We start from the raw sequence: 12,994 nt of genomic DNA, 5'->3' as shown, positions 1-12,994 counted from the left end.
TGGGGGCCTGTCGCGCCCTACAGGGGCGCGGGGAACTGCGCGACCAGCCACAACGCACCCGCACCCGCCAACGAACCCTCCACCACCCCACTCCGTAGGCACCCTGTCAGTCCCCCTCCGTAGACTGACCCCCGTGAGCGACACCAACCCCTTCGACGACATCATCGACGCCGAGACCGACCGCGACCCCGACCTCGCGGTCATCGAGGCCGGCAGCCGCACCCTCCGCACCCAGGGCCAGGCCCCGGACACGGACCTGCCGGGCCGACCCCGGGACCCCGAGGTCGACAAGGCGCTGCGCACCGTCGAGGCGGACCTCGCCACCCGCTGGGGCGAGACCAAGCTGGAGCCCAGCGTCAGCCGTATCGCCGCCCTGATGGACGTGCTGGGGGAGCCGCAGCGCGCGTACCCCTCGATCCACATCACCGGCACCAACGGCAAGACGTCCACCGCCCGCATGATCGAGGCCCTTCTCGGCGCCTTCGACCTGCGCACCGGCCGGTACACCTCCCCGCACGTCCAGTCGGTCACCGAGCGCATCAGCCTGGACGGCGTGCCGATCGCCGCCGAGCGGTTCGTCGAGACGTACGACGACATCAAGGCGTACGTCGACATGGTCGACGCCCAGCAGGAGTACCGGCTCTCCTTCTTCGAGATCCTGACCGGCATGGCGTACGCCGCCTTCGCGGACGCCCCGGTCGATGTCGCCGTCGTCGAGGTCGGGATGGGGGGCAGCTGGGACGCCACCAACGTCATCGACGGTGACGTGGCCGTCGTGACGCCCATCGACCTCGACCACACCGACCGGCTCGGCGAGACCCCTGGTGAGATCGCCGTCGAGAAGGGCGGGATCATCAAGCAGGACGCCACCGTCATCCTCGCCCAGCAGCCCGTCGACGCGGCCCAGGTGCTGCTGAAGAGGGCCGTCGAGGTCGACGCCACGGTGGCCAGGGAAGGGCTGGAGTTCGGGGTCGTCAGCAGGCAGGTCGCCGTCGGCGGGCAGATGCTGACGCTGCGCGGGCTCGGCGGGGAGTACGAGGGGATCTTCCTGCCCCTGCACGGCGGCTACCAGGCCCACAACGCGGCCGTCGCCCTCGCCGCCGTCGAGGCGTTCTTCGGCGTCGGCACCCAGCGGCCGGAACCCCTCGACACCGAGACCGTGCGCAAGGCGTTCGCCGCGGTGACGTCCCCGGGGCGGCTGGAGATCGTACGGCGCTCGCCCACCGTCGTACTCGACGCCGCGCACAACCCGGCGGGCGCCCGGGCCACGGCCGAGGCCGTGGGGGAGGCCTTCGACTTCAGCCGGCTCATCGGCGTGGTCGGGGCGAGCGCGGACAAGAACGTACGTGGGCTGCTGGAGGCCTTCGAGCCGGTCTTCGCGGAGGTCGTGATCACGCAGAACACGAGCCATCGCGCGATGGACGCCGACGAACTCGCCGCCATCGCCGTCGAGGTCTTCGGCGACGACCGGGTCCAGGTCGAGCCGCGTCTCGACGACGCCCTGGAGGCCGCCATCACCCTCGCCGAGGAGGACGGGGAGTTCTCGGGCGGCGGTGTGCTCGTCACCGGCTCCGTCATCACCGTCGGCGAGGCCCGACTGCTCCTGGGAAGGGGCTGATCCGCCGTGCGTACGCTCTGCGCCTCCACCCTCATCGGCGAGGTCTTCCTGATCGGCTTCGCCGGTCTCGTCGCCATGAAGGACCCCGACCTGTCCATGTCGACGGTGTGGACGGTCAGCGGCATCGCCATGCTGCTGTGTGTGCTGCTCTGCGGTGTGATCACCCGGCCCGGCGGGGTGCAGCTCGGCTGGGCCCTGCAGATCGCGCTCATCGGGTCCGGCTTCATCATGCCGACCATGTTCTTCATGGGCGCGATGTTCGCCGCGCTGTGGTGGGCGTCCGTGCACTACGGCCGGAAGATCGACGAGGCGAAGGCGAGATTCGCAGCGCAGGCCCAGCCGACCGGCACCAGCCCTGACGCTGCGTGACTCCCGCCCGGACCGGCCCTGTAGCCTCTGACCACCGCACACACGTGACCCGAATGGAGCCACCCTCGTGACTCAGCGCACCCTCGTCCTGCTCAAGCCCGACGCCGTCCGTCGCGGCCTGACCGGCGAGATCATCGGCCGGATCGAGCGCAAGGCCGGCTGGCGGATCACCGCGCTGGAGCTGCGTACGCTGGACCAGGAGACGCTGGAGCAGCACTACGGCGAACACAAGGGCAAGGTCTTCTACGAGCCGCTCGTCGAGTTCATGGCCTCCGGCCCCGTCGTCGCGCTCGTCGTCGAGGGCGAGCGGGTCATCGAGGGTGTGCGCGCGCTCGCCGGACCCACCGACCCGATCGCCGCCGCCCCCGGTTCCATCCGCGGCGACTACGGCGTGATCGTGCGCGAGAACCTGATCCACGCCTCCGACTCCGAGGAGTCCGCCGAGCGCGAGCTGAAGATCTTCTTCCCCGGCCGCGACTGACCCGAGGCCCGAACCGCCGACTGAGGGATCGTCACCTCACCCGGATGTCTGACGGATGTCTGACCTGGGACGGCCGCCGAAAACCGGCCGTCCTGCGGCATATGCGCGCCGATCGGGGGAACGCCTACCCCCGAACGCTCGTCTCCAGAAGCGAGACGGCACATCGCATGCTGACAATGGCGAAGACCCTCGCGTGGTGTTCGTGCAGGCGCGACTACGATGTAAGCCTTGCAAGCCTGTTCGTCACCGCACCCACTTCGCCGTCCCGAACCAGAGCCATCACACGCTTCACTTGGGAAGGCCAGTCGAATCCTGATGGGGAACTCAATGTCGTTCATCGGCCGTGACATGGCTGTCGACCTCGGGACCGCCAACACGCTGGTGTACGTCAGGGGTCGCGGGATCGTACTCAACGAGCCGTCCGTCGTCGCGATCAACACCAACACCGGTGGCATTCTCGCGGTCGGATCGGAAGCGAAGAAGATGATCGGTCGGACGCCCGGCAACATCGTTGCCGTGCGCCCGCTCAAGGACGGCGTCATCGCCGACTTCGAGATCACCGAGCGGATGCTCCGCTACTTCATTCTGAAGATTCACAAGCGGCGGTATCTCGCCCGTCCCCGTGTCGTCGTCTGTGTGCCCTCGGGCATCACGGGCGTCGAGCGCCGTGCCGTCATCGAGGCCTCGTCCCAGGCCGGCGCGCGCCAGGTGCACATCATCGAGGAGCCCATGGCCGCGGCCATCGGCTCCGGCCTGCCGGTCCACGAGGCCACGGGCAACATGGTGGTGGACATCGGCGGCGGCACCACGGAGGTCGCGGTCATCTCCCTCGGCGGCATCGTCACCGCCCAGTCCATCCGTGTCGCGGGTGACGAGCTGGACAGCTCGATCATCCAGCACATCAAGAAGGAGTACTCGCTCCTGCTGGGTGAGCGGACTGCCGAACAGATCAAGATCACGATCGGTTCGGCGTACGACCTCGACGCTGACGAACACACCGAAATCCGAGGCCGGGACCTTGTCTCCGGCCTGCCCAAGACGGTCGTGATCTCCGCGGCCGAAGTACGCAAGGCGATCGAGGAACCGGTCAACGCGATCGTCGACGCCGTGAAGACCACCCTCGACAAGTGCCCGCCCGAGCTGTCCGGCGACATCATGGACCGCGGCATCGTTCTGACCGGTGGCGGGGCCCTGCTCCGCGGACTCGACGAACGGCTGCGCCGTGAGACCGGCATGCCCATCCACATCGCCGAGGACCCGCTGGACAGCGTGGCGCTCGGCTCCGGCAAGTGCGTGGAGGAGTTCGAGGCGCTCCAGCAGGTGCTGGACGCGTCGCCGCGCAGATGACGTAACTCTTCGATTCCGCCGTACGAGATGATCCCCTCTCGTGCGGCGGATCGTTGGTATAGAGGCATAAGCTCCCCCAAACAACTCTTCTTGCCCCAACTCCTTTCTTTTCCGAACTCTTCTGCCCCGAAAAAACTCTCTTGAGGAAGGCACGCCGCCGCACGTGAGGGACACACGAGAGAGCCGGCTGCTCCTGGTGCTGCTGATCGCCATCGCGTTCGCGCTGATCACGGTGGACATCCGCGGTGGGGAGGACTCACCGGTCGACGGTGCCCGGCAGGCCGCGGCAGCCGTCTTCGGCCCGGTCGAGGACGGGGTGGCCACCGTGGTCGACCCGGTCGGCGACGCCGTCTCGGCGGTACGCGACTCCGGTGACCGCCACGACCGGCTCGCCACGCTGGAGAAGGAGAACGCGGCGCTCAAGGCCCGCCTCGGCAGCGACGACCGCAACCGCAGCCGCCTCGGCCAGCTCGACAAGATGCTCAAGACGGCCGGCGCCGGCCAGTACGGCATCAAGGGCGCCGAGGTCATCGCCATAGGAGCGGCCCAGGGCTTCTCCTGGACGGTCACCATCGACATCGGCGCCAACGACGGCGTCAAGCGCGACATGACCGTCCTCAACGGGGACGGACTCGTCGGCCGTGTCACCACCGTCGGCCCCGGCACCTCGACCGTGCTCCTCGCCAACGACCCGGACTTCACCGTGGGAACGCGGATGGAGGGCAGCGACGAACTGGGCTTCGCCTCCGGGCAGGGCGACCGGCCGCTGCGCGTCCAGCTCCTCAACGGCAAGGCCAAGGTCAGCAAGGGCGACCGGCTGGTCACCTTCGGCTCGCAGGCCGACAAGCCGTTCGTGCCCGGCGTCCCCGTCGGCTTCGTGTCCCGGGTCGATCCGTCCGGCGGCGACCTGACCCGCACGATCTACGTCACGCCGTTCGTCGGCTTCACCAAGCTCGACATCGTCGGTGTCGTCGTCGAGGCCCCGCGCACCGACCCGCGCGACACCGTCCTCCCGGCCAAGCCGAGACCGACCCCCACGCCGACGGTCACCGTGACGGTGACACCGTCCCCGTCGGCGGCCGACGGCCAATACCAGCAAGAGCAGTAGGAGCTGAACTCTGCATGCGTTTCAACCGGATGCTCCTCTCCACCACCCTGGTGGTCGTCGCCATGGTGATCCAGGTGAGCGTCCTCGCCCGCCTCCACCTCCCGGGCGCCGTCCCCGACCTGCTGCTGCTGACCGTCCTCGGCCTCGCCCTGGTGTACGGCCATGTCGGCGGCGCCCTCGTCGGCTTCGGCGCCGGACTCCTCGCCGACCTCGCCCCGCCCGCCGACCACGCGGCCGGCCGCTACGCCCTCGTGCTGTGTCTCGTCGGCTATCTGGCCGGTCTCGTCAAACCCGAGAACGGCCGGCTCAAGTCGGCCACCGGGCCGATGGCCGTCGTGGTCGCCGCCGCCGTCGGCACCACCCTCCTCTACGCCGGTGTCGGCGCCCTCGTCGGCGACACCGCGGCCCGCCATGTCGGCCTCCCCAGCCTGCTGTTCACAGCCGCGCTGTACGACCTGCTGCTCGCGCCCTTCGTGGTCCCCGGCATCATGTTCCTGGCCCGCAGAGCGGAGAACGACCCGCTGGCCGAGGCCAACTCCGCGGCCAAGAAGACCGACATCTCCTCCGGCTGGCTGTCCTCCGGCACCGGCCTGCGCATCGGCAGCCAGCGCGGCGGCCTGAAGGTGAAGGCCGCCCGCTCGAAGGCGGCCCGCGCCGGCCGCATCAAGGGGGTCAAGCGCCTGTGAACGCCCGTCGGTCGAACCCCGACACCCACGCCCACAGCTTGCTCGTGTACTCGTATGCCTCGTACGTCCGCGTCCCGCACGCGCACTGAGAGGCGGAGGCAGCACCAGTGACCAACATTCCCGAGACCGGCCGGACGCCACGCGTCCAGATCCGTCTCGTCGTCATCCAGATCCTCGTCCTCTCCCTCCTCGGCACCCTCGGGGGCCGCCTGTGGTACCTCCAGATCCGCGAGGGGGACGCCTACGCCAAGGAGGCGTCCGGCAACCACGTACAGCAGGTCGTGCAGCCCGCCGTACGCGGCTCGATCCTCGACGCGCGCGGGGTGCCGATCGCGGACAACGAGACACGTCTCGTCGTCTCCGCCTCCCGCACCGACCTGCTGAAGATGAAGGACGACGGTGACGCCGTCCTCACCAAGCTCGCCGGGGTCCTGGGCCTGAAGCCCAAGGAGGTCAAGGACAAGGTCCGGCTGTGCGACGCCAAGACGCCGCAGCCCTGCTGGAACGGCTCGCCGTACCAGCCGATCCCCATCACCGACGAGGCCACCGCCCGCCAGGCGCTCCAGATCCGCGAGCGCTCCGAGGACTTCCCCGGCATCACCGCCGAACCCGCGGCCGTGCGCCGCTACGCCGGCCCCGGCGGGTCCAACACCGCCCAGGTCCTCGGCTACCTCTCCCCGGTCACCGACGAGGAGATCACCAAGGCGCGGGACACCGACTCGCCCTACCTCCGCTCCGACCAGGTCGGCCGGTCCGGTCTCGAGCGGGAGTACGACAAGGAACTGCGCGGCAAGGCCGGCGTCACCCGCTACGAGGTCGACAACCTCGGCCGCGTCATCGGCACCGCCGAGGCGGACCCGGCCCAGTCCGGCTCCAACCTCGTCACCAGCATCGACGCCCGCGTCCAGCGGGTCGCCGAGTACGAGCTGAACCACGCGATGAAGCTGGCCCGCCGGGAGCACGACGACAACACCGGCGAGAACTACAAGGCCGACGCGGGCGCGGTCGTCGTCATGGAGGCCAAGACGGGCCGGGTCGTCGCCATGGCGTCCAACCCGACCTACGACCCGAACGCCTGGGTCGGCGGCATCTCCGCCAAGGACTACGCCAAGCTGACCGGCAAGAACAGCAACTACCCGCTGCTCAACCGGGCGATCCAGGGCCAGGCGGCCCCCGGCTCGATCTTCAAGGCCATCTCCACCGCCGCCGCCGTCGACGCCGGCTACCCCTTCGACGGAAACTACGACTGCTCCAGCTCGTACTCGATCGGTGGCCAGGTCTTCAAGAACTACGAGTCTAAGGGGTACGGCCCGATCAGCCTCGGCCGCGCCATCGAGGTCTCCTGCGACACCGTCTTCTACCGCCTCGCCCACCAGGAGTGGGTCAAGGACGGCGGTCTGAAGCCGAAGAAGACCGCGAAGAACTGGTTCTACACCACCGCCCACAAGTTCGGCCTCGGCGCCGTGACCGGCATCGACCTGCCCAACGAGGTCGCCGGCCGCGTCCCCGACCGCAAGTGGAAGCAGGACTACTGGAAGGCCAACAAGGCCTCCTGGTGCAAGTACGGCAAGAAGGGCGGCTCCTACGCCCAGCAGATCGCGTACGAGAACTGCCTCGAAGGCAACCTCATGCGCGCCGGTGACTCCGTCAACTACTCGATCGGACAGGGCGACATCCTCGTCACGCCGATACAGATGGCGACGATCTACTCGGCGATCTCCAACGGCGGCACCCTCTACGACCCGACCGTCGGCAAGGCCATCGTCAGCGCCGACGGCAAGTCCGTACAGGCGATCGCGCCCAAGTCGCACGGCAGGCTGCCGGTCACCCCGGCGACGCTGAAGGACATGAACGGTGCCTTCGAAGGCGTCGTCACCCGCGGTTCGGCGGCCTGGCGGTTCGGCGGCTGGCCGCAGGACAAGATCCCGATGCACGCCAAGACGGGTACCGCCGAGGTCTACGGCAAGCAGACCACCTCGTGGTTCGCGACGTACACCAAGGACTACACGATCGTCATGACGATCTCCCAGGGTGGTACGGGCTCCGGAGCCTCCGGCCCGGCCGTCCGCAAGATATACGAGGCTCTGTACGGCGTCTCCCCGGACGGCAAGATCGACAACAGGAAGGCGCTGCTGCCCACCCCGCAGAAGGGCCTCCCCAAGATCGAGTCGGACGGCTCGATCGACGCCCCGAAGATCAAGCCGTACGTGCCGCCGAAGGAGGCCACCGAGGAGACGCTCGCGCTCGCGGGCGGTCAGCTCCCGCCGGCCACGGTCGCGTCCGAACGCACGGGCACCGACCGAGCCCACCGCAGGCGCAGGCCCGGTAAGCGCAGTACGCGGAGGACGACGACATGACCGGCGCGAACACCTTCTCCGTCTCCGGCTACGGCCCCGAACGCTCGTCCCTGTCCCGCCTGCTGGCCCGCGACTCGCTGGCCCGCAGGCTGGACTGGCCGATACTGCTGTCCGCGCTCGCCCTGTCCTTCATGGGCGCGATCCTGGTCTACTCGGCGACCCGCAACCGCACCGAGATCAACCAGGGCGACCAGTACTACTTCCTGATCCGGCACCTCATGAACACCGGCATCGGGTTCTGTCTGATGATCGGCACGGTCTGGCTCGGCCACCGCAACCTGCGCACCGCGGTGCCGATCCTGTACGGCCTTTCCGTCCTCCTGATCCTCATGGTGCTGACCCCGCTCGGCGCGACCGTCAACGGCGCCCACGCGTGGATCGTGTTCGGCGGCGGCTTCTCGCTCCAGCCCTCGGAGTTCGTGAAGATCACGATCATCCTGGGCATGGCCATGCTCCTGGCCGCCCGGGTCGACGCGGGCGACAAGCCCTACCCCGACCACCGCACAGTCCTCCAGGCGCTGGGCCTGGCAGCCGTACCGATGGCGATCGTCATGCTGATGCCCGACCTCGGGTCGGTCATGGTCATGGTCATCATCGTGCTCGGCGTGCTGCTCGCCTCCGGCGCCTCCAACCGCTGGATCTTCGGCCTGCTCGGCGCGGGCGCCCTCGGCGCGGTCCTGATCTGGCAGCTCGGCGTCCTGGACGAGTACCAGATCAACCGCTTCGCCGCCTTCGCCAACCCCGAACTCGACCCGTCCGGCGTCGGCTACAACACCAACCAGGCGCGCATCGCGATCGGCTCCGGCGGCCTCACCGGCACCGGCCTGTTCCACGGCTCCCAGACCACGGGCCAGTTCGTCCCGGAGCAGCAGACCGACTTCGTGTTCACGGTCGCGGGGGAGGAACTGGGCTTCGTCGGCGCGGGCCTGATCATCCTGCTCCTGGGCGTCGTCCTGTGGCGCGCCTGCCGCATCGCCCGCGAGACGACCGAGCTGTACGGCACGATCGTCGCCGCCGGGATCATCGCGTGGTTCGCCTTCCAGGCGTTCGAGAACATCGGGATGACCCTGGGGATCATGCCGGTCGCCGGTCTGCCACTGCCCTTCGTGTCGTACGGAGGATCGTCGATGTTCGCCGTGTGGGTGGCGGTGGGGCTGTTGCAGTCGATCAGGGTGGAGCGGCCGATGTCGGCGTAGCGCTCCGCGGGATCGGCGGTGAGGCGCAGTCGGTGCGGTGCGGCGCCGTTGTGGCTGGGCGCGCAGTTCCCCGCGCCCCTGAAGGGCGCCCGTGCGCACCTGGGTCCTGGGGCTGCCGTCGGCGGCGGATCGTGACTAGATTCGATTCATGGCGGACACAAAGCGGGAAATCGAGCGGAAATATGAATCCGACGACAGCGGACTGCCCGACCTGACCGGCGTCGCCGGAGTCGCGGAAGTCCTCGACAAGGGCACCGCGGAACTCGACGCGACCTACTACGACACCTCCGACCTACGGCTGGCCGCGGCCTCGATCACGCTCCGCCGCCGCACCGGCGGCTCCGACGCCGGCTGGCACCTGAAACTCCCGGTCGCCCCAGGCGTACGGGACGAGATCCAGGTCCCGCTCTCCGACACCGTCCCCGACGAACTGACAGGGCTGGTCCGCGCCCGAGTCCGAGAGGGCCGGCTCGTGCCGGTGGTGCGGCTGCGCTCCACCCGCGACCTGCGCGACCTCGTCGACACCAACGGCCGCCGGCTCGCCGAGGTCGGCGTGGACACCGTACGGGCGGAGCGGCTGTTCGGCGGTGAGGGCACCGCCCAGTGGACCGAGATCGAGGTCGAGCTCGCCGACGGCGAGGACCAGCGCGTCCTGGACAAGGTGGAGAAACGCCTCCGCAAGGCGGGCGTACGGCCCTCGAAGTCCGCGTCGAAGCTGGCCAGGGCACTGGCGGAGACCAAGGGCGGGCAGCCCCGGCCGAAGGACGAACCCGCCGAACCCGTCACCGCCGGCGACCACGTCCTCGCCTATGTCCGTGCCCAGCGGGACGCCGTCCTCGACCTCGACCCGGCCGTGCGTCAGGACGCCGAGGAGGCGGTGCACGACATGCGGGTCGCCACCCGCCGGCTGCGCAGCACGTTCAGGTCGTTCCCCGGGATCCTCGACCGGAAGGTCACCGACCCCATCGGTGACGAGCTGAAGTGGCTCGCCGGCGAACTGGGCGTCGGCCGTGACCAGGAGGTCCTTGCCGAACGGCTGAGCGAGGCCCTCGACGATCTGGCCCCCACTCTCCTCCACGGGCCCGTCCGGGACCGGCTGGGCACCTGGTCCAGGGCCGAGCACGGCGGAGCGCGCCGCCGACTGCTCGGCGTGCTGGACTCCCCGCGCTATCTGACGCTCCTCGACACCCTGGACGCCGTGGTCGCCGACCCGCCGGTCCTCAAGGCGGCGGCGAAGAAGCCCGACAAGGGGCTCGCCAAGGCCGTACGAAAGGACTTCGCGAAGGTGGCCGCGCTGGTCGAGGAGGCCCTGGAGCAGCCGCCCGGCGCCGACCGCGACCTCGGGCTGCACGAGGCCCGCAAGAAGGCCAAACGCACCCGCTACGCCGCCGAGGCGGCCACCCCCGCCCTGGGCGGTCCGGCAAAGGCGCTCACCAAGTCGATGAAGTCCCTCCAGAGCCTGCTCGGCGACCACCAGGACAGCGTCATGGTCCGCGTCACGCTGGGCGAGCTGTCCGCCGTGGCGCACGCGGCGGGGGAGAACACCTTCACGTACGGGCTGCTGTACGGGCGTGAGGAGCGGCGGGCCGCGAGGGTGGAGGAGGCGCTGCCCGGCGAGTGGCGGACGATTCGGGCCGCGATGGAGGTCTAGCACCCGGTTCGCACGGGTTCGGTGCCGGTTTTCACGCGGGCGGGGGAGTCCTCCGGGCGGGTTACGCTTGGTGGTCATCCCCCGTCAGCTCACGAAGGTAACGCCGCGATGTCTGCCGAGTCGGTTTTCCCGCAGCTCGAAGCCCTGCTCCCGCATGTGCAGAAGCCGATCCAGTACGTGGGCGGCGAGCTCAACTCCACGGTCAAGCCCTGGGAGGACTGTGACGTCCGCTGGGCGCTCATGTACCCGGACGCGTACGAGGTCGGGCTGCCCAACCAGGGCGTCATGATCCTCTACGAGGTGCTGAACGAGCGCGAGGGCGTCCTCGCCGAGCGTACGTACAGCGTCTGGCCGGACCTTGAGGCGCTCATGCGGGAGCACAATGTCCCGCAGTTCACCGTGGACAGCCACCGGCCCGTGAAGGGCTTCGACGTGTTCGGGCTGTCCTTCTCCACCGAGCTGGGCTACACGAACATGCTGACGGCCCTGGACCTGGCGGGCATCCCGCTGGAGGCCAAGGACCGCGGCCTGGACGACCCGATCGTGCTGGCCGGCGGCCACGCGGCCTTCAACCCCGAGCCGATCGCGGACTTCATCGACGCGGTGATCATCGGCGACGGCGAGCAGGCCGTCCTCGACATGACGGACATCATCCGCGCCTGGAAGGCGGAGGGCCGTCCGGGCGGTCGCGAGGAGGTCCTGCTCCGGCTGGCCAAGACGGGGTCCGTGTACATCCCGGGGTTCTACGACGTGGAGTACCTGGCGGACGGCCGGATCGCCCGCGTCGTACCCAACCGGTCCGGAGTCCCGTGGCGGGTGTCCAAGCACACGGTCATGGACCTGGACGAGTGGCCCTACCCCAAGCAGCCCCTGGTCCCGCTCGCGGAGACCGTCCACGAGCGCATGTCGGTCGAGATCTTCCGCGGCTGCACACGTGGCTGCCGCTTCTGCCAGGCGGGCATGATCACCCGCCCGGTCCGTGAACGCTCCATCACGGGCATCGGCGAGATGGTCGACCGCGGCCTGAAGGCGACGGGCTTCGAGGAGGTCGGCCTCCTCTCCCTCTCCTCGGCCGACCACTCGGAGATCGGCGACATCGCGAAGGGTCTCGCGGACCGCTACACCGAGGACAAGATCGGTCTGTCGCTCCCCTCCACCCGCGTGGACGCCTTCAACGTGGACCTCGCCAACGAGCTGACCAGGAACGGCCGCAGGTCCGGTCTGACGTTCGCGCCCGAGGGCGGCAGCGAGCGCATGCGCAAGGTCATCAACAAGATGGTGTCCGAGGAGGACCTCATCCGGACGGTCTCCACGGCGTACGGCAACGGCTGGCGCCAGGTGAAGCTGTACTTCATGGTCGGCCTGCCGACGGAGACCGACGAGGACGTCCTCCAGATCGCCGACATGGCGACGAACGTGATCGCCGAGGGCCGCAGGGTCTCCGGCCAGAACGACATCCGCTGCACGGTCTCGATCGGCGGCTTCGTGCCCAAGCCGCACACCCCGTTCCAGTGGGCCCCGCAGCTCTCCGCCGAGGAGACGGACGCCCGCCTGACGAAGCTCCGGGACAAGATCCGCGGCGACAAGAAGTACGGCCGCTCGATCGGCTTCCGCTACCACGACGGCAAGCCCGGCATCGTCGAGGGCCTGCTGTCCCGGGGCGACCGGCGCATCGGCGCGGTGATCCGCGCGGTGTACGAGGACGGCGGCCGCTTCGACGGCTGGCGCGAGCACTTCTCGTACGACCGCTGGATGGCCTGCGCGGAGAAGACGCTGCCCGACTTCGGTGTCGACGTCGACTGGTACACGACGCGCGAACGCACCTACGAGGAGGTCCTCCCGTGGGACCACCTCGACTCGGGCCTCGACAAGGACTGGCTGTGGGAGGACTGGCAGGACTCCCTCGACGAGACAGAGGTCGAGGACTGCCGGTGGACTCCGTGCTTCGACTGTGGGGTGTGCCCGCAGATGGACACTTCTATCCAAATCGGACCTACGGGCAAGAAGTTGCTGCCGTTGACGGTCAAGCAGGGCGCTGCGGCCGGCGGGCACGTGCACTGACTGAAGTGAGTGAGGTGCCGGGGGGGGGTGCCTCTATGTCTTTGGTCAAGCGAGGCGTGGGGTTCTGGGTTCGTAGAACGTGCCGTCGCGGAGCATCGCGAACAGCACGTTGACGCGTTG

General features: G+C 69.2%; 10 protein-coding genes. All 10 read left to right on the top strand.

Annotated elements, in window-relative coordinates; genetic code table 11:
• Window positions 1–133 precede the first annotated feature (133 nt).
• The 10 genes from folC to PV734_RS43835 all read left to right on the top strand — a co-directional run bounded on the left by folC (window position 134) and on the right by PV734_RS43835 (window position 12,874).
• Window positions 134–1,618, top strand: coding sequence for a bifunctional tetrahydrofolate synthase/dihydrofolate synthase (gene folC / locus PV734_RS43880; RefSeq protein ID WP_319294852.1), 1,485 nt, complete (start codon window positions 134–136; stop codon window positions 1,616–1,618).
• 6 nt (window positions 1,619–1,624) lie between these two features.
• Window positions 1,625–1,987, top strand: coding sequence for a DUF4233 domain-containing protein (locus PV734_RS43875; protein ID WP_319089985.1), 363 nt, complete (start codon window positions 1,625–1,627; stop codon window positions 1,985–1,987).
• 67 nt (window positions 1,988–2,054) lie between these two features.
• Window positions 2,055–2,468 (top strand): nucleoside-diphosphate kinase, encoded by a 414-nt coding sequence (gene ndk / locus PV734_RS43870; RefSeq protein ID WP_006375945.1) that lies wholly within the window; start codon window positions 2,055–2,057, stop codon window positions 2,466–2,468.
• A 327-nt stretch (window positions 2,469–2,795) separates the two neighbouring features.
• Window positions 2,796–3,815, top strand: coding sequence for a rod shape-determining protein (locus PV734_RS43865; RefSeq protein ID WP_006375952.1), 1,020 nt, complete (start codon window positions 2,796–2,798; stop codon window positions 3,813–3,815).
• 163 nt (window positions 3,816–3,978) lie between these two features.
• Window positions 3,979–4,923, top strand: a complete 945-nt coding sequence (gene mreC / locus PV734_RS43860; RefSeq protein ID WP_319089984.1) for a rod shape-determining protein MreC — start codon at window positions 3,979–3,981, stop codon at window positions 4,921–4,923.
• 14 nt (window positions 4,924–4,937) lie between these two features.
• A complete protein-coding gene (gene mreD / locus PV734_RS43855; protein WP_006375955.1) occupies window positions 4,938–5,609 on the top strand; it encodes a rod shape-determining protein MreD in 672 nt (223 codons plus the stop codon).
• Window positions 5,610–5,716: 107 nt separating this feature from the next.
• On the top strand, window positions 5,717–7,966 hold the full coding sequence (gene mrdA / locus PV734_RS43850) for a penicillin-binding protein 2 (protein ID WP_319294851.1): 2,250 nt from the start codon (window positions 5,717–5,719) through the stop codon (window positions 7,964–7,966).
• The gene (gene rodA / locus PV734_RS43845) at window positions 7,963–9,162 is read left to right on the top strand and encodes a rod shape-determining protein RodA (RefSeq protein ID WP_319089982.1); all 1,200 of its coding nucleotides are present in this window, start codon (window positions 7,963–7,965) and stop codon (window positions 9,160–9,162) included. Before mrdA ends, rodA begins: the two co-directional genes overlap by 4 nt.
• A gap of 148 nt (window positions 9,163–9,310) precedes the next feature.
• Window positions 9,311–10,813 carry a CYTH and CHAD domain-containing protein gene (locus PV734_RS43840; protein WP_319294850.1) on the top strand — a complete coding sequence of 501 codons (1,503 nt, stop codon included), beginning with the start codon at window positions 9,311–9,313 and terminating at the stop codon, window positions 10,811–10,813.
• Between the two features lie 108 nt (window positions 10,814–10,921).
• The gene (locus PV734_RS43835; RefSeq protein WP_319294849.1) at window positions 10,922–12,874 is read left to right on the top strand and encodes a TIGR03960 family B12-binding radical SAM protein; all 1,953 of its coding nucleotides are present in this window, start codon (window positions 10,922–10,924) and stop codon (window positions 12,872–12,874) included.
• The last annotated feature ends 120 nt before the right edge of the window (window positions 12,875–12,994 follow it).

Origin of the sequence: Streptomyces sp. AK08-02 (assembly GCF_033795085.1) — a bacterium.
GTDB classification, from domain to species: domain Bacteria; phylum Actinomycetota; class Actinomycetes; order Streptomycetales; family Streptomycetaceae; genus Streptomyces; species Streptomyces echiniscabiei.
This window is presented reverse-complemented; position numbering and strand designations above follow the sequence as displayed.